Raw genomic sequence first — 18278 nt, 5'->3', positions numbered from 1 at the left:
ATGCAGAAGATTTTTCTTTCGCGCCTCCTCTCAGCCCGCCCCAGCTCTATCGAAATGACATTTTATTTTTCTTGAAAAGATGTGTATGTACAGTAGTTCGTGAGAGGAGTAGAGGGGTGTGTTTCCCTTTTTTTAAACTGATAACTTCACTACTGCTTTTGCTCTTTTTTTCCAGTAGTTACCTTTTTGCACAGCGTAGTGAAATCTCATTAAACACCAATTGGAAAAGTATTGCCGATGATAATAACCCAAAGGCAAATACCGGTTTTGAACAAGCGAGATTTAATGACACTAAATGGCAAACGCTAAACGTACCTCATAATTGGGACACCTACGAAGGCTATCGCCGCCTGAAACATGGAAACAGGCACGGTACGGCTTGGTACCGCAAAATATTCCCGCTTGAAAACAAGCAAAACGATAAACGATATTTCCTTTGGTTCGAAGGAGTTGGTTCTTATGCCACGGTTTGGCTCAATGGCAAACAGGTTGGCTATCATGCCGGTGGACGCACATCTTTTACCATTGATATAACGGATGCTATCAAAGCAGGTAAGAAAAACCTGTTATGTGTCAAAGCAGATCATCCTTCGTTCATCAAAGATCTGCCCTGGGTTTGTGGCGCTTGTTCGGATGATCCGGGTTTTTCGGAGGGTTCGCAACCCATGGGGATCTTCAGGCCGGTTCATTTGATAGTTACCAATGCCATCAGGATTGAACCTTTTGGCGTCCACATCTGGAATGATACTACCGTTCGCGAAAAATCGGCTACCCTTAATCTCGAAACTGAAGTTAAAAACTACAGCGGCAAGCCATCTAAAATAACCATCACCAATAGCTTGATTGATGTTAACGGCAAAACCATCGCCCAAGCAAAAACAAATAAAACACTAAGTGCGGGGGAGACTAACGTAATAAGTCAACAATTTGCCGATGTTAGAAACGTGCAGCTATGGTCGTTAGAAAAACCTTACCTGTATTATGTATTAACAGAAGTTTGGGCCGCTGGAAAACTGATCGACAGAACGCAAACGCCGTATGGTATCCGTTGGATCAGCTGGCCCATTGGCAGGAACAATAACGACAATCGTTTTTATCTCAACGGAAAGCCTGTTTTTATCAATGGCATTGCCGAGTATGAACACCTGATGGGGAAAAGCCATGCTTTTAGCGACCAGGAAATTAAAGCACGGGTGATGCAGGTAAAAGCTGCCGGTTTTAATGCGTTCAGGGATGCACATCAGCCGCATAACCTGGCTTATCAGCAGTATTGGGATAAGCTGGGCATTTTATGGTGGCCGCAATATTCGGCTCATATCTGGTACGATTCGCCGGAGTTCAGGGCCAGTTATAAGGCTTTACTGGTTGATTGGGTAAAGGAGCGGCGCAACAGCCCGTCGGTTATATTATGGGGTTTACAGAATGAAAGCAAACTGCCTGCCGATTTTGCCCGTGAATGCAGCGAGATCATCCGCAAGCTTGACCCTACGGCTTCATCGCAACGCAAAATAACAACCTGTAATGGCGGCGAAGGTGCCGATTGGGATGTGCCCCAAAACTGGACAGGCACCTACGGGGGCAACCCGCTTACTTATGGCGATGACCTGAAAAAACAAATATTGGTGGGCGAGTACGGCGCGTGGCGAAGTCTCGGCTTACATACCGAAGGCCCTTTTAATGCAAACGGTCCGCTAAGTGAAGACCGGATGACGCAGCTTATGGAAACCAAAATCCGCATGGCCGAATCTGTAAAAGACAAGGTTGCGGGGCATTTTCAATGGCTGCTGTACTCGCATGAAAACCCCGGCAGGACACAAGGCGGCGAGGGGCAGCGCGAGCTCGACAGGGTAGGCCCCGTCAATTACAAAGGGTTGTTTACGCCATGGGGCCAACCTACCGATGCTTTTTACATGTACAGGGCCAACTATGCGCCAAAACGTAAAGAGCCGGTGGTTTACATCGTATCGCACACCTGGCCAAATCGCTGGCTTACTCCGGGTAAAAAGGATAGCATCATTGTTTATTCCAATTGTGATGAGGTGGAGTTATTTAATGATATCGACCATGAGTCATTAGGCCGGAGAAAACGACAGGGTATCGGCACGCATTTTCAATGGGATGGCGCGGATATTAAATACAATGTATTATACGCAGTGGGATATGTTAATGGTAAGCAGGTAACTCACGATGAGATCATGCTGAATCACTTGCCATCTGCCCCTCATTTATCAAAAGAAAATTCCACTATACTGCAACCACAAGCTGGTTACAATTATTTATACAGGCTCAATTGCGGCGGCCCGGATTATACCGATACCTACGGCAGCATCTGGATGGCCGACAGGCATCAGGATAATAAACAACAACCCGGCTCCACATCGTGGACGGATGATTGCCCCGGTATGCCATCCTTTTTCGCCAGCCAGCAACGCACTTTTGACAGGATTAGCGGAACTGCTGATGGAGAACTGTTCCAAACATTCAGGTATGGCTTAGATAAATTAAAATTCAATTTCCCGGTACTCGATGGTGATTACCGTATCGAACTATATTTTACCGAACCCTGGTATGGTACCGGCGGTGGAATGGATTGCACTGGCTGGCGTTTGTTTGATATAGCCGTGAATAGTAAAACCATGATCCACGATCTTGATATTTGGAAAGAAGCAGGATATGCAAAAGCGCTTAAAAAAAGTATTACCGCGCATGTTACCGGTGGGATGCTAACGATTTCTTTTTCAAATGCTGCAGCAGGTGAAGCTATCATATCTGCGATAGCAATCAGTACTTTAAACAAAACAATCAAGCCGCAATTGGCGGCTTCGGGAATAATCGGCCAACTGCAGAGCAATGACAAATGGGCAATAAAAAGCTGGTTGGATATCGGCCAAAAACAATACACCGATGCCGGGGTAACTTTTAACGATCTTCCGCCGGTATTTTATGGTGCCGATTGGATAAGTACGAGCAATTCAGCCCAAGTACAAACAGGCTCATTTACTTTAAATGCTGATGCCGATGTTTATGTAGCTACGGATGTATCGGCATCGCAAAGGCCAGCCTGGCTCTCGGGTTATGAAAATACCGGCTTATTTGTAAAAACCGATGCTGATGGCGGGCGTCAATTACCTGTTTACAGAAAGCGCTTCAAGAAAGCGGATGTAGTCGCTGTAGGCGAAAATAAAGGGAAGTTCATGTACACCGTGGTGGTACTGCCCGTTACTTCGCTGCAACCCGCAACTGATCTTCGTAAAACCGTGAGCTATAAAGCCGAGACTGCCGAATTAAAAGGAAGTGGCGCAAGCGGCGATACCTTGAACGGCAAAAAAGTAGTTAAATTTAGCAGCGGTGCGGTCGGTAGTGTGGCATTCGCGTTAACACCGGGTGTTGCCGATCTGTATGCCCTGCGCATCAAATATTATAACCAAAGCAATCAAACTTTTACAGCAAAAATGCAGCTACTGGCTGCCGATGGTACGGTGATGAAGGAGGAAGAATTGAGTTTTAAACCGGTTGCCAAAAATAAATCGGGTACGGTTGCAACCAATACGGGCACGAGTATCAACGCGGGTAATTATAAACTGGTGATCACGGGCATTAAAGCTGATGGTTTGGCTGTTTCGGGCATTGAAATGCAATAAAATATTAAAATGAAAAGAAAAATCTGCCTGTTATTTCTACTGCTGCCTTTCGGCGCTTTTGCTCAAAAGCTGAAGGTGCTTAATCTGCAATGCGAGTACAAAACAAACCCGTTAGGTATTGAATCGGCTAAGCCGAAGCTGAGCTGGCAAATGCAAAGCGATGCCCGTAATACAATGCAAACGGCTTACCGGGTTTTGGTTGCCGATGACGCAGCTAAGCTCACAAATAACAATGCCGATATCTGGGATTCGGGAAAGGTACCCTCAAACAGATCATTACAAATAGCTTGCAATGGCAAGGCGATGCAAGCCGCCGAAACGTATTATTGGAAGGTAATGGTTTGGGACAATCATGGCAAAGCATCTGCATGGAGCAGTATTGCCAGCTGGCAAATGGGCTTGTTAACAAAAAACGACTGGCACGGTGCTGACTGGATAGCCTACGATAAATTGCCCGATTCATCGGCCATTGCGCCGTTTTACCATGGCAAGGGGCCTAAAAAGCTGGGTGCTGCTAATGATGTTTTGCCTTTGATGCGTAAGGCATTTAATGTGGAAGGTAAGCTGAAGAAAGCCACACTTTATTTATGCGGATTAGGTCATTTTGAATTGAGTTTGAATGGTAAAAAAGTAGGCGATCATTTCCTTGATCCGGGATGGACAAAATATGATCAACAGGCCTTATATGTGTCTTTTGATGTGACGAGTCAACTGATCGCCGGTAAAAATACCATTGGCGTAATGCTGGGCAATGGATTCTACTATATCCCACGCGACAGGCGTTACCGCAAGCTTACCGGCGCTTTTGGTTATCCTAAAATGATCTGTCGTTTATTGTTGGAGTATGATAACGGCCGGGTGGACAATGTGGTAAGTGATGGTTCATGGAAAACAGCTTCTTCGCCGGTTACATTCAGTAGCATTTATGGGGGCGAGGATTATAATGCCAACCTTGAGCAACCGGGTTGGAATACCAACAGTTTTGATGATTCAAACTGGCGCAGCGTGATTAAAGTAGATGATGTACCACAGCTTAACGCGCAAATGGCCGAGCCTTTAAAGATCATGCAGGAGCTTGCTCCAAAAAGCAAAAAACAGCTCAATAATGGGGCATGGGTGTATGATCTCGGCCAAAATTTTTCAGGAATCCCGCAAATTAGCGTTCAGGGCAAAAAAGGAGATACCGTGCGGATTATTCCCGCCGAATTGGTGAATGAGGATGGCAGCGCTAATCAGAAAGCATCCGGCAGTCCTCATTATTACAGTTACGTGTTGAAGGGTAACGGTGTTGAAACCTGGCACCCCTTGTTTACTTATTACGGTTTCAGGTATTTGCAGGTACAGGGCGCGGTTTCTGCAAACGAGAGTAATACTCAGAAACTGCCGGTAATTGTTGATATTAAAGGTTTGCACACACGTAACTCAGCAGCAACAGTTGGGAGTTTCGCTTGCTCCAACGAGCTGTTCAATAGAACTTTTAAACTAATAGACTGGGCCATGAAAAGCAATATGGCCAGCGTGTTTACCGATTGCCCTCACCGCGAAAAGCTTGGCTGGCTGGAAGAAGCACACCTGGTTGGCAGTTCTCTGCATTATAATTATGATATCGTGGGCCTGGCGCGTAAATGCATCAATGATATGCGCATCTCCCAAACCGAAGACGGGCTGATCCCAGAGATCTCGCCCGAATATGTAAAGTTTGATGAGCCTTTCCGCGATTCGCCCGAATGGGGAAGCAATGCAGTGATCCTGCCCTGGTATGTATACCAATGGTATGGCGATAAAGAGGTGCTTGCTCAAAACTATGAGATGATCAAACGATATTTGGCCTACCTCGATAAAAAATCTCAAAACCATTTATTGTACCAGGGCCTGGGCGATTGGTATGACCTCGGCCCAAATCCACCGGGTGTTTCGCAATTAACACCGCAGGGTATTACGGCTACTTCGCTTTACTATTATGACCTTGATATAGCAGGAAAAATAGCAACCCTGCTCGGCAAAAGCGATGATGCCGCATCATACAAAAAGCTCGCTGCCAAAGTTAAACAGGCTTACAATCAAAAGTTTTTTAATGCCGAAACCAAACAATACGGTACCGGCAGCCAGGCCGCTAATGCCATGTCTGTTTATGCCGGATTGGTTGAGCCGCAATACAAAGCGGCGCTAGTGAACAATATTGTAAAAGACATCCGCGACCATGGTAATGCCCTTACCGCCGGTGATATTGGTTACCGTTACCTGCTTCGTGTGCTGGATGATGAAGGCCGCTCGGATGTGATCTATGATATGAACAGCCGTGCCGATGTGCCCGGCTATGGTTACCAGCTTGCCCATGGCGCCACGGCCTTAACCGAATCATGGGCGGCACTTACATCGGTATCCAATAACCATTTTATGTTAGGGCATTTGATGGAGTGGTTTTACAGCGGTTTGGCTGGCATCCGCCCTGCAGATGATGCCATTGCCTTTAATAAAATAGAGATCAGGCCCGAAACGGTGGGTGATGTTACCTGGGCAAAAGCTAACTACAAATCGCCGTATGGCAATATTTTAAGCAGTTGGAAAAAGGATAATGGGCACTTTAAATTGGAAGTGGATATCCCTGCTAATACTACGGCAAGTATCTATTTGCCTGTAAATAGTAATGCCACAATTACTGTAGATGGGCAAAATATCAAAACGCGTCGTGATCTTAAGTTCATCGGTTATCACGATGGAAAGGCCGAAATAAAAGTAGGATCGGGTAACTATACATTCATCGCCAAATAATATTAAAACAAAAATGAAAAGCATCTTCAAATCGTCCATAACCCTCTTTTGCGTTTTTTTAATGCTGAAGGTACGCGCCCAAGAGGTACCCGAAAAGGTGATGAAAAACATTTATGAACAGGTAAAAACCCCTCATAAATATGGCTTGGTGATATCGCCCAAAGATAATAGCCAGAAGGCCGATTGTCCTATGGTTTTTCGCCAGGGGGATAGCTGGTGTATGAGCTATATTATTTTTAACGGTCGTGGTTATGAAACCTGGCTGGCCGATAGTAAAGACCTGTTGCACTGGAAAACCCGCGGCCGTATCCTCTCATTTTCTGATGATACCACACGCTGGGATAATAACCAAAAGGCCGGTTATGTTGGCTTGCAGGATTATAAATGGGAAGGCTCGTACAAATTACAGCAATATGATGGCAAGTATTGGCTGTCATATTTCGGTGGACAAAGCAAGGGCTATGAGAAAGGTTTGCTGTCGATAAGCGTAGCTTCTACCGATCAGGATCCGGGTACCGCGCATGAATGGCAGGGATTAGATCATCCTGTACTGTCAAGCATCGACAAAGATGTAAGCTGGTGGGATAACCATACGCAATACAAGCAAACGATTATCTGGGATAAAAAGAAGCTGACCGGTCACCCTTTCATCATGTATTACAACGCCAATGGCGATAGTGTTAACAAAAAGCGCGGTGCCGAGCGGATTGGTATGGCCGTATCTGACGATATGCTGCATTGGAAACGTTTCGGCAAAGACCCTGTATTGAATCATGGCGACGGCATTACAGGCGATCCATACATTCAGCAGATAGGAAACGTGTACGTCATGTTCTATTTCGGGGCCTTTTGGAAAACCGGCGATTCTGGTGTGTTTAACCGTTTTGCCTGTTCTTATGACTTAGTACACTGGACGGATTGGACAGGAGAGAAGCTCATCCAATCATCTGAGCCTTACGATAATATGTTCGCCCACAAATCATGCGTGGTGAAGTATAAAGGCATAGTTTATCACTTTTATTGCGCCGTAAACAAAGCCGATCAGCGTGGCATAGCTGTGGCTACTTCAAAAGATCTGGGTAAAAGCGAGCTTAACTTTGTTGCGCCGCCTGTCAAGAAAAGCAAATCAAAATGAGGTTCCGTTATTTATATACGCTGTGTTTAGTGCTTTTTACGGCTGGATTTGCATCTGCTCAAAACGTGCGCAAAACAGAAAGTTTTAACACCGGCTGGAAGTTTTTTTTAGGCGATGATGCGGCTGCGAGCCAGGTGAAATTTGATGACAATCGTTGGCGAAAACTTGATCTTCCGCATGATTGGAGTATCGAAGGGAAATTCGACAGTAAAAATCTCACCACACAGGCTGAGGGTGGGCTGCCTGCCGGTATCGGCTGGTATCGTAAAAGTTTTATAATCCCTGCATCGTCAAAAACTAAAACTATTTTGATTGATTTTGACGGCGTTTTTCACAACAGCGAAGTTTGGATCAACGGACATTATTTAGGCAAAAGGCCCAACGGCTATATTTCGTTCGGGTATGATTTAACACCTTACCTCAAATTCGGTACACAACAAAATGTTATGGCCGTGAGGGTTGATAACAGCGATCAGCCTAATTCACGTTGGTACACCGGGTCGGGCATTTACCGCAATGTTTGGTTAACCATTGCCAATAAAATCCATCTGCCGCAATGGTCGTCATTTATAACCACGCCGCAGGTTGATCGTCAAAAAGCGGAGCTCAATATTCGTACGGTATTACCGGGTTTGGTTGGCTCAAAACTCAGGCTCAAAGCTTCAGTTTTGGATGACAAGGGTAAGGTTGTGGGTACAATTACATCTTCAGTAATTGATACTGTAATTCAGCAGAACCTTAGGGTTATGAACCCTAAGCTATGGTCAATAAACCATCCTTACCTGTACAAAGTAAAGCTGCAGTTAATCGCTGGTAATAAAGTTATAGATGATTATACCACCAACACAGGTATCCGTTATTTCAATTTTGACGCAGATAAAGGATTCAGTCTGAATGGCAAACCGATGAAAATTCTCGGCGTATGTCTGCACAATGATCAGGGAGCTTTGGGCACGGCTGTTAATACACGTGCTATTGAGCGCCAATTGCAGATCTTAAAAGATATGGGCTGCAATGCCATCCGTACATCACACAATCCGCCGGCACCCGGACTGCTTGATCTGTGCGATAAAATGGGTTTCCTGGTGATGGATGAAGCTTTTGATATGTGGAAGAAGAAAAAAAGCAAACATGATTATCACGAGGACTGGGGCGAATGGCACGTAAAGGACCTGCAAGACCAGGTTTTACGCGACCGGAACCATCCATCCGTTTTTGCCTGGAGCATTGGCAACGAGATCAGGGAACAGTTTGATAGTACAGGTGTAAGCATTGGTCGCGAATTGGTAAGAATTGTAAAGCAACTGGACAACACACGGCCAGTTACATCGGCCCTGAGCGATGCCGACCCTAAAAAGAACTTCATTTACCAATCGGGCGCGCTTGATCTGGTGGGCTTAAATTATCACCAGGAAGTATACGCCGATTTTCAGAAAAACTACCCCGGTCAAAAGTTTATCGGCACCGAAAATATGTCGGCATTGGCAACAAGGGGACATTATGATATGCCGTCAGACAGCATCAGGCGCTGGCCGAAGGATGGTAAAACGCCTTTGAAGGATGGCAATGCCGATTTTACGGTATCGGCCTACGATAACGTATCGGCCTATTGGGGCTCAACGCACGAGGAAACCTGGAAGATCATCAAAAAGCATGATTTCCTCTCCGGACTTTTTGTTTGGACAGGCTTCGATTACATTGGTGAACCTACCCCGTACCTGTGGCCGGCCCGAAGCTCATACTTTGGCATTGTTGATTTGGCCGGGTTCCCCAAGGATGTTTATTACATGTACCAAAGTGAGTGGACAAACAAACCCGTTTTGCACCTTTTACCGCACTGGAACTGGAAACCCGGTCAGATGATTGATGTTTGGGCCTATTACAATAATGCCGATGAGGTAGAAGCTTTTTTAAACGGTAAATCGATAGGGGTTAAGAAAAAGAACGGCGATGATCTGCATGTCATGTGGCGTGTTAAATATGAACCGGGAGTGTTAAAAGCGGTGTCCCGTCGTAATGGCAAAGTGGTTATGACCACACAGGTAGTTACAGCCGGCGAACCTTACAAAATACAGCTCAAGGCCGATCGGCGTAAAATTAAAGCTGATGGTAAAGACCTGTCGTATATCACCGTATCTGTTCTGGATAAAAACAATGTGCCGGTGCCCGATGCTAACCAACTCGTAAAGTTTAAAGTAACCGGGCATGGTGTGCTGAAAGCTGTAGACAATGGTTCGCAAACGGATCTTGATCCTTTTGTATCCGATCAGCACCATTTGTTTAACGGTTTGGGGTTGGCTATTATCCAATCCAAAGCTGTTGCCGGGGAAATTACTGTTAGTGCTACTGCCGATGGGTTACAGGCGGGTAGCTTGATTATAGAAAGCGCGCGTTGATGAGCCATTAACTTACGAAAAAAAGCACGGGATTGCGCGATTCCCCTCTTGAGAGGGGCGGAGGGGTGTGTTTCTGCGTTTTGCTTGTCGATCGCAGAAACACACCCCTGCTACCGCTCGTTCCTCCGCGCCCCTTCTCAAGAGGGGAGTTTTTAAAATCTCTTGTTTAATTAACCCCGCCGCCACTTAGCTCTGTGATAATATCCTACAATAGCCGGCGAAAATATTACAGTAAAGGCTAACCCCGGTACATTACATTTGTTATGCAATTTTAAACCATAATACTAAATTTACTGTACCACCCGATTAAAGCATGAGAGTGTTGCCCGTGTTAGATTTTACCATTATAGGTATTTACCTTATAGCGATGGTGCTGGTTGGTTTTTATTTTTCGCGTAAAAATAAAAATGCCGAGCAGTTCACCGTTGCATCTGGTTTAATACCGGGCTGGGCCATCGGTTTATCCATTTATGCCACTTTTTTAAGCAGTAACACCTTTTTGGGCGTTCCGGGTAAAGCCTACGGCGGCAACTGGAACGCTTTTGTATTTAGCTTATCCATGCCATTTGCAGCCTGGATAGCGGTTAAATATTTTATACCATTTTATCGTAATACCGGCAACATATCCGCTTATACGCACTTTGAAAAACGCTTTGGTCCCTGGGCAAGGGTTTATGCGGTTATTTGTTTTTTGCTTACGCAGATTGCCCGTATGGGTTCCGTGTTTTTCGGCATCGCGTTGAGTCTGCAGGCACTTACCGGTCTCTCTATGAAGATGATCATGATCGTAATGGGCATCTCCATTATCCTGTATACCGTATCCGGCGGAATTAAAGCCGTGATCTGGACAGAGGTGGTACAGGCCATTATCAAAACTTTAGGAGCCTTGCTCATCATTTATTTGGTGGTAAATAACATCCCTGGAGGCTTTGATAAGATCGTAGAAATTGGCAAAGCCGATCATAAATTTAGCCTGGGCAGTTTCTCACTTAACTTAACCGAACCAACATTTTGGGTGATCCTGTTCTACGGGTTCTTCATCAATCTCAACAACTTTGGGATGGATCAGAACTATATTCAGCGTTATCATGCGGCTACATCTACCAAACAGGCTGCCAAATCGGTATGGCTTTGCGTTGGTATTTATGTGCCGGCATCTTTCCTGTTTTTTGTAATAGGCTCATGCTTATATGCTTACTACAGCGAGCACCCCGATCTGATATTAAGCCTTAAACATCAGGTAGCTATTGAACGTTTGCCTGCAACGGCTTCGGCAAATGAGGTTGCAGCATTCATGGGTAAACTTACACCTGCCGATTACGGTGATAAGATCATGCCGCATTTTATGGTTACCAAAATCCCTGCGGGTCTGGTTGGTATTATCGTAGCAGCCATTTTATCGGCAGCCATGAGCACCATTAGTTCGGGCATGAATTCATCGGCTACCGTTTTTACTATCGATATCTACAAAAGATATTTTAAACCAAAACTCAACGAAAAAAACACGCTGAATGCATTGCATATCGGCACTGTGCTTTTCGGGTTCGCAGGTATGGCAGCCGGGATAGCCATGATAGGCGTAAAAAGCATCCTCGATTTATGGTGGCAGCTTTCGGGCATCTTTGCTGCCGGTATGCTCGGCTTATTTTTGCTGGGTATCATCAGCAGGCAAACCCGTAACCACGAGGCTATTATCGCCAGCATCATAGGTGTTTTGGTGATCCTTTGGCTTACTTTTCCGGCCCTCATCCCGGAGCAATATGCAGCTCTTCGCAGTACGTTAAATACCAATATGATCATTGTTGCGGGTACCCTCGCCATATTTTTAACAGGAATCTTTTTAACCAAAACAAGGGAGTTAACAGTTTAATTTAATCATCAATGGAACAATCAAAAAAGGGTTTTATCCCGGTAATGTTAACGCCTTTTAAAGATAACGGTGCAGTTGATTATGTAGCGCTAACCCGTTTAACCGAGATGTACCTGCATGCAGGTGCCGCAGGAGTGTTTGCCAATTGCCTCTCGAGCGAAATGTTTGAACTGAGTGGAGAAGAGCGCCTGGCCATAATTAAACACGTTGTTGAAACTGTTGACGGCGCTGTCCCTGTTGTAGCTACCGGTACCTTTGGCGGGCCGATTGAAAAGCAAGCCGATTTTATAAAAAGGGTGTATGATACAGGCACTTCGGCGGTAATAGCCATTACAAGTTTACTGGCCGATGCCAATGAACCGGACATTGCACTTAATGATCGCGTATTTGACCTTTTTGATCAAACTGAAAATATCCCTTTAGGTTTTTACGAATGCCCGGTGCCTTACAAAAGGCTATTATCGGCCGAACAGCTTCAGCATTTTGTAGCGACCGGCAGGGTAATATATCATAAAGATACATGCCTTAACCTGAATGTGGTAAAACAGAAACTGGAGGCGAGTAAAATTAATCCGGCTTTTGGTTTGTATGATGCTTACATGGTTCACGCGGTTGAATCACTGAAAACGGGTTCGGCAGGATTGTCATGTATTCAGGGTAATTTTTTCCCGGAACTTATTGTTTGGTTATGTGATCATTATGCTGATGCGTCGCGTCAGCATGAGGTGGTAATGGTACAGGAGTTCTTAACCGAAAACATGGATGTGATGCATAATGTTTACCCGGTTATTGCTAAATATTATCTTACCAAACGCGGTTTGAAAATCACTACCACCACCCGCCGGGATGTTGGCTATTTTTCGCCGGCTATTCGTAATAAAATAGAAGATCTGTACACGAACTATACCACACTTCAAAGCGAGATAGGTATTTAATTAGTCTTAAGTCGAAAGTCTAAAGTAAGAAGTCATGCTTTTTTACTTAGAAGCTGTTTGAATTTTGTTTGAGAAGATTTTATGTAGAGACGCATCACATGCGTCTCCAATGGGACAAGCCGCTTTATAAGTAATTAAGTCTAAGATTTGCATGCGGGAGACGCATGTGATGCGTCTCTACATTTAAAAATCGTCAAATCTAAACAACTTCTTATAACTTAAGACTTAACAAAATCAAGCAGAAATTGCCTGTTTTTGCCCTTTGATATAACGGCGTTTATACTCAAGCGGGGTCATGCCGGTTACCCTTTTAAAGTGGCGATAAAAATTTGAAATATTATTGTAACCGCATTCGAAGCACAAAACCTCGGTAGGTAGTTTATCCTCTATCAAAAACCGGCAGGCATGACTGATCCTGATCTCGGTTAAAAAATCAAAATATGTTTTCTTGGTCATCAGCTTAAAATACCTGCAAAAAGAGGTAACACTCAGGTTGCCGATGGCCGCTATCTTTTCCAGGCTGATCTCCTGTTTATAGTTGGCCAATGTATAGGAACATACTTTATTAAGGCGGATGGTATCCGATTCATTTGACTGGTGAAAGTCGCTGTGCGATAAAGTTATCGGCTCAAAGTCCTCATTTTCGGCTAACACTTTCAATATCGAAAGCAGGATAATGATCCTGTCGAGATTGGTAGCTTCAGCTGCTTGCCGCATCAGTTTGGCCAGCTCGGTCTTTGCTTCTCCTTTGATGACCATGCCACTTTTAGCTTTTTCAAAAAGCTTGGGCAACATGAAAGCTTCGGGTAAATTTAACAAGTAACGGCCAAGACAATCAGGTAAAAAGTGGATCACGATCACTTCAACATTCAATCCAGAATCGGGTAAAAAGTATTCGTCCTTGCACCGCCAGCAGTGCGGAAGCGCTTCTCCAAGCAATGTAATTTCGCCCGGCGAAAAATTGCTGATATTATCACCAATAAACCTAACCCCTTCGCCCTTTATTACGTAGTGTAATTCAAGCTCAGGATGGTAATGCCAGATGCCGCGGAAGGTGGGCAAAATATCATGCCGTATACTGAATGAATTTTGCGGTTTTACCGCAACCTTGAGAAAATGGGGCTTCATTTTGTAAAAATCAATAAAGGTTAGCAGGTCGGCCCACAATGAAGTATGCGCCGCGTTGGTTTATATTTTTAAAAGTAGCAATTTTTAATCAAACCCAATTTGCAGCAATGTAATTTTCTTTTGACAAAAATTTAGCTTTGCACGAAAAATGCGTTATGGTAAGATTGTATAATAAATAGATAAATACAAACAGGAAACGCAAAGGCTAACACGTGATATTTGTTAAAGCAACTTGTAAATCAGGCTGTAGGATACCAGGAAATATAAACCAATAAAATTAATTATACTTTTTAGCAGGCTTTTAGAACTGACAAGATTTTAATACTTAATTAATTGTGATATAAACAATTAATTGCTTAAAAAAATGGCAGGATACTATAAACTTTTTGAGGGCTTTTGTATAAGCTGTATAAAGAATTTAACCAATTAAAACACTCATGAAGCACTTTAAATACATAGCCATATTGTTATTATCAGTAGCAGGGAATGCCGCTTTTGCGCAAACCACAGCCGATAACAACTATATAAAGGTGATCACCGAACGCTCGAACAAAATTGTTACTGGAGCAGGCATTACCGACTCTGTAAAATTTAAGAAAGTACGTGATATTGTGGTTGCCCAGTACAACGATCTGAACACTGTTTACGATACGCGTAAAACAAAAGTAAACGATATCAAAACGCAAATGGCCGATGACAAGGCGGGGGCCAATGCCAAAATTGCCCTTGTGGATAGCGACGTGGTAAAGCAGGTTAAAGAATTACACACATTATATATCAAAAAGCTGAACAAAGAATTAAGTGCCGATGAAATTGATAAGATAAAAGACGGCATGACCTACCGCATCTATCCAATCACCTACACCGCCTATCAGGACGAGATCCCCGACCTTACCGACGAACAAAAAGACAAAATAAAAGGCTGGCTGCTGGAGGCAAGGGAGAACGCGATAGACGCCGAATCATCAGAGAAAAAACATGCCTGGTTTGGCAAATTTAAAGGCCGCATTAATAATTATCTGTCTGCGCAAGGCTACGATATGAAAAAGGAGGGAGAAGAATGGCAGAAACGGATCAAGGAGCGGCAGGCCACAAAGCAATAATTTGAACTAACCTAATATTCCCGGTATCATGATATAAGCTTTAGCCGGGCAAACCAATTATACCAATTAATTAACCTGATCATGAAAATTAAATTATCAAGTTTATGAGAAAACTTTTCCTCTTACTTTCGGTGTTGCTGTGTTTGGGCAGTGCGCTAAAAGCCCAGGATCGTAACATAACGGGTTCCGTTGTGGACGAAAAAGGTGCTCCTTTGCCGGGAGTTGCCATACAGGTAAAAGGCAGCAACACAGGTACTATTACCAATGCCGATGGTAAATACTCTATTAAAGCTACTAACCTGCAATCCATTGTAGTTGGTGCTAAATTTCTTGGATACAACTACCAGGAAAAAACATTGAAGATTGGCGAAATGAACGCCGACTTTAAAATGCTACCATCACAAAATGCCCTCGATGAGGTTGTGGTAGTAGGTTATGGTACCCAGAAAAAAGTTCACTTAACAGGTGCGGTTGCCGCGGTGGATATGAAAACCATCCAGGATATCCCTACCACTAACCTTGCCGCTGCACTTCGCGGTACTAATGCTGCAGTAAGTGTTACCGGTGGTATTGCAAGGCCGGGACAAAGCGGAACAATCACCATCCGTAACCCCGTTTTCCTGGCAAAGAATGGCGGTAGTACAACACCGTTATACATTATTGACGGTGTACAACGTACCGAAGCTGACTTCAACCTGCTCGACCAAAGCGAGGTAGAGAATATTTCCATTCTGAAGGATGCTGCCGCTGCCATTTATGGTATTTTGGGTGCAAACGGCGTTATCGTTGTTACAACAAAACGCGGCCAGGCAGGTGGTCCAAAGGTGAGCTTCAGTTCATCCGTTGGTGTTGCCGATGCAATTCAATTGCCTAAAATGATGTCGGGCGTTCAGATGGCTACCTATTTGAATGATATTGAGCAAACACGATATAACCACACTATTACTCCCGAAGGTTACATTAACGGCGATTTAAGCAACAAAGACTTAAAATATTATACGCCTGATGAACTTGAGTACTTTAAAAACAATAATCAAAATTTCCTGGAGCAGGCATTTAAACCGGCAGTAACCAGCAGGAATGCGCTTAGCATAAGTGGCGGTAATGATAAGGTTACTTATTTTGCAGGCGCAAACTACGTAAACCAAAACTCCAACTTTAAAGGGGTAAACACCAACCGCTTCGGGTTTAGGGCCAGTGTTGATGCCAAGGTGGCAAAAGGTTTAAAATTGTCATTGTCATTGAGCGAAGACCTTGCCAAAAGCAAAATTTACTGGTACAAGCTTTCAAGCACCACCGAAAGCCCGGACAACGACTTTCTGTCGCTTAACCAGGCACCACCATGGCAAAAATATTTTATCGATGGGCACCCGGTATATTTAGGCACCAGCAATAACGATAACCTTAACTTCTTTGCTGTTCAAAATTCCAATAACTACACAAGTAACAATAATACTGTATTTAATGGTTTAGCCAATTTGAGTTACGAAATTCCGGGCATTAGTGGGTTAACTGCTAATGTAAGCTATAACCGCAATCTTAATAATGCTTTTAACAAGCAATATGGCTCAACATTTTACTATAACCAATATTCGGGCGAAGGCGACAATAACCATATTCCGGGAGGAACTGTGGTAGGTGTAAAAGCTATAAAAAATGGTGATAGGGTTCGCCTTACCCCTACAATGGCCGATAACTACCAGTTCAACGCCAATCTTACTTACCATAAGCGTTTTGGGGCGCATGAAATTACTGCACTGGCTTTGTATGAGCAATATGAATCATACAGCGAAGGCGTAGCAGCGGAAGCCGATGGTGTAATTGTAGGCGGAAAAGACAACCAAACATTCACCATTGGCGATCAATCATCAAATCAGGCTACGATGGTAAAAGAATACGGTCGTAAAGCTGTAGCCGGCAGGGTAAATTATGCTTATGCTGATAAATACCTGGTTGAATTGGCTATGAGGGCTGATGCCAATACCAACTTTGCACCGGGCCATCAATGGGGATATTTTCCTTCGGCTTCGGCAGGTTGGGTAATTTCAAAAGAGAACTTTTTTAAATCAATAAGCTTTGTTGATTTGTTGAAATTCAGGGGTTCGGTAGGTTTGTTAGGCTCGGATAATACGCCTTCGTTCTTATATGCTGTTAATTACCAGTTTGGTACCGGCAACAAAGGCGGTGCAGTTTTTGGCGGCAATGGCGACAGGGGATTGGGTGCGTTGTTAAACATCGCCATTCCGAATGCTAACCTAACCTGGGACCACGACTTAAAAACAAACTATGGTTTGGATGCTGCTTTCATGGGCAACCGCTTATCAATTTCTGCGGATTACTTCTGGGAGCACCGTTATGACATGCTTGCATCGTTAAATACTTCTGTTCCGGTAACTATCGGCGCAGCACCATCTGCCGAAAACTATGGTATCATCAATACTTTCGGTTACGAGATCTCTGCAAGCTGGAAAGATAAGATAGGATCAAATTTTAGCTATAGTTTCAGCCCGTTCTTTTCATGGAGCGATAATAAATACATCAAATATGATATAGCTGCAGCCCAGGTTGGCACTATTCAGGATTTGACAGGTAAATCAGGCGACCCGGGCACACTGGGTTACAAATCGCTTGGTATTATCCGTACACAGGCCGATGCTGATGCTATTATAGCACAACGGGCTGCCGCTGCCGGTGGCGCACAAAACGTTAAGATCTTTGGATATACACCTGCCCCAGGCATGATCAACTATGTTGATAAAAACGGCGACGGTATCATCAAGCAAAACGATCTCGGCGATCAGTTCTATTTAGGTCATAAAGCTTCAAACCATTACAATCTTGGTTTAAACTTCGGTGGCGCATATAAAACGTTGAGTTTAAACGTGGTTATGGGCATGAGTTGGGGTGGTACGCAATCAATAGAAAGTGCCGCTATTAAACAAGCTACCGCAAACCAAAACCGGCCTGTATTTTGGGCCGACCACTGGACGCCAACCAATACAAATGCTAGATATCCCGATCCGTATTACTCAGATGACGTAAGTGTTACAAGTGATTTCTGGTTTGTCAGCCCGTTTACCTGGAACATCTCAAGTGCTAATTTAAGCTATACCCTGCCTGCCGGTTTAACCAAAAGGCTTGGTATGTCAAGCATAAGGGCATACGTGGTGGCTACAAACCCTATCAACTTTGTAAACCCGTTCCCTGATCATTACCGTGATATTTCATCGCCATTTGGGGTGTATCCCAACTTACGTACAGTATCTTTTGGTTTAAACTTAGGCTTCTAAACTTTGAA

At 44.1% G+C, this 18278-nt stretch carries 9 protein-coding genes; 8 read left to right on the top strand and 1 reads right to left on the bottom strand.

Features of this window, described 5'->3' with window-relative positions; genetic code table 11:
- The first annotated feature begins 158 nt into the window (after positions 1-158).
- The 6 genes from AC59JO_RS02690 to AC59JO_RS02665 all read left to right on the top strand — a co-directional run bounded on the left by AC59JO_RS02690 (position 159) and on the right by AC59JO_RS02665 (position 12749).
- Complete coding sequence (locus AC59JO_RS02690; protein ID WP_497303220.1) at positions 159-3641, top strand: malectin domain-containing carbohydrate-binding protein; 3483 nt, start codon at positions 159-161, stop codon at positions 3639-3641.
- A gap of 9 nt (positions 3642-3650) precedes the next feature.
- The gene (locus AC59JO_RS02685; RefSeq protein ID WP_497303218.1) at positions 3651-6413 is read left to right on the top strand and encodes an alpha-L-rhamnosidase; all 2763 of its coding nucleotides are present in this window, start codon (positions 3651-3653) and stop codon (positions 6411-6413) included.
- Positions 6414-6426: 13 nt separating this feature from the next.
- Entirely contained in the window at positions 6427-7548 is a 1122-nt protein-coding gene (locus AC59JO_RS02680; RefSeq protein WP_413669086.1) for a glycoside hydrolase family protein, read from the top strand.
- A complete protein-coding gene (gene galB, locus AC59JO_RS02675) occupies positions 7545-9944 on the top strand; it encodes a beta-galactosidase GalB (RefSeq protein ID WP_497303216.1) in 2400 nt (799 codons plus the stop codon). Before AC59JO_RS02680 ends, galB begins: the two co-directional genes overlap by 4 nt.
- 313 nt (positions 9945-10257) lie before the next feature.
- Complete coding sequence (locus AC59JO_RS02670; protein ID WP_413669084.1) at positions 10258-11814, top strand: sodium:solute symporter family protein; 1557 nt, start codon at positions 10258-10260, stop codon at positions 11812-11814.
- Between the two features lie 11 nt (positions 11815-11825).
- On the top strand, positions 11826-12749 hold the full coding sequence (locus tag AC59JO_RS02665; RefSeq protein ID WP_497303214.1) for a dihydrodipicolinate synthase family protein: 924 nt from the start codon (positions 11826-11828) through the stop codon (positions 12747-12749).
- A 234-nt stretch (positions 12750-12983) separates the two neighbouring features.
- Here AC59JO_RS02665 and AC59JO_RS02660 read toward each other — a convergent pair whose 3' ends face one another.
- The gene (locus AC59JO_RS02660) at positions 12984-13877 is read right to left on the bottom strand and encodes an AraC family transcriptional regulator (RefSeq protein ID WP_091211041.1); all 894 of its coding nucleotides are present in this window, start codon (positions 13875-13877) and stop codon (positions 12984-12986) included.
- Positions 13878-14314: 437 nt separating this feature from the next.
- Between AC59JO_RS02660 and AC59JO_RS02655 the strand changes: the two genes are divergently transcribed.
- Complete coding sequence (locus AC59JO_RS02655; protein ID WP_497303211.1) at positions 14315-14980, top strand: DUF3826 domain-containing protein; 666 nt, start codon at positions 14315-14317, stop codon at positions 14978-14980.
- A gap of 104 nt (positions 14981-15084) precedes the next feature.
- On the top strand, positions 15085-18270 hold the full coding sequence (locus AC59JO_RS02650) for a SusC/RagA family TonB-linked outer membrane protein (RefSeq protein WP_413669081.1): 3186 nt from the start codon (positions 15085-15087) through the stop codon (positions 18268-18270).
- Positions 18271-18278 lie beyond the last annotated feature (8 nt).

Source organism: Mucilaginibacter sp. A5337, assembly GCF_059690695.1.
Note: the sequence above shows the minus strand (reverse complement) of the source record. Positions and strands in the feature narration are given on the sequence as shown.

Bases quoted from the DNA above. Each gene is read 5' to 3' on its own strand.
- AC59JO_RS02685 (WP_497303218.1), top strand. From the start codon at position 3,651: ATGAAAAGAAAAATCTGCCTGTTATTTCTACTGCTGCCTTTCGGCGCT.
- AC59JO_RS02680 (WP_413669086.1), top strand. From the start codon at position 6,427: ATGAAAAGCATCTTCAAATCGTCCATAACCCTCTTTTGCGTTTTTTTA.
- galB (WP_497303216.1), top strand. From the start codon at position 7,545: ATGAGGTTCCGTTATTTATATACGCTGTGTTTAGTGCTTTTTACGGCT.
- AC59JO_RS02670 (WP_413669084.1), top strand. From the start codon at position 10,258: ATGAGAGTGTTGCCCGTGTTAGATTTTACCATTATAGGTATTTACCTT.
- AC59JO_RS02665 (WP_497303214.1), top strand. From the start codon at position 11,826: ATGGAACAATCAAAAAAGGGTTTTATCCCGGTAATGTTAACGCCTTTT.
- AC59JO_RS02660 (WP_091211041.1), bottom strand. From the start codon at position 13,877: ATGAAGCCCCATTTTCTCAAGGTTGCGGTAAAACCGCAAAATTCATTC.
- AC59JO_RS02655 (WP_497303211.1), top strand. From the start codon at position 14,315: ATGAAGCACTTTAAATACATAGCCATATTGTTATTATCAGTAGCAGGG.
- AC59JO_RS02650 (WP_413669081.1), top strand. From the start codon at position 15,085: ATGAGAAAACTTTTCCTCTTACTTTCGGTGTTGCTGTGTTTGGGCAGT.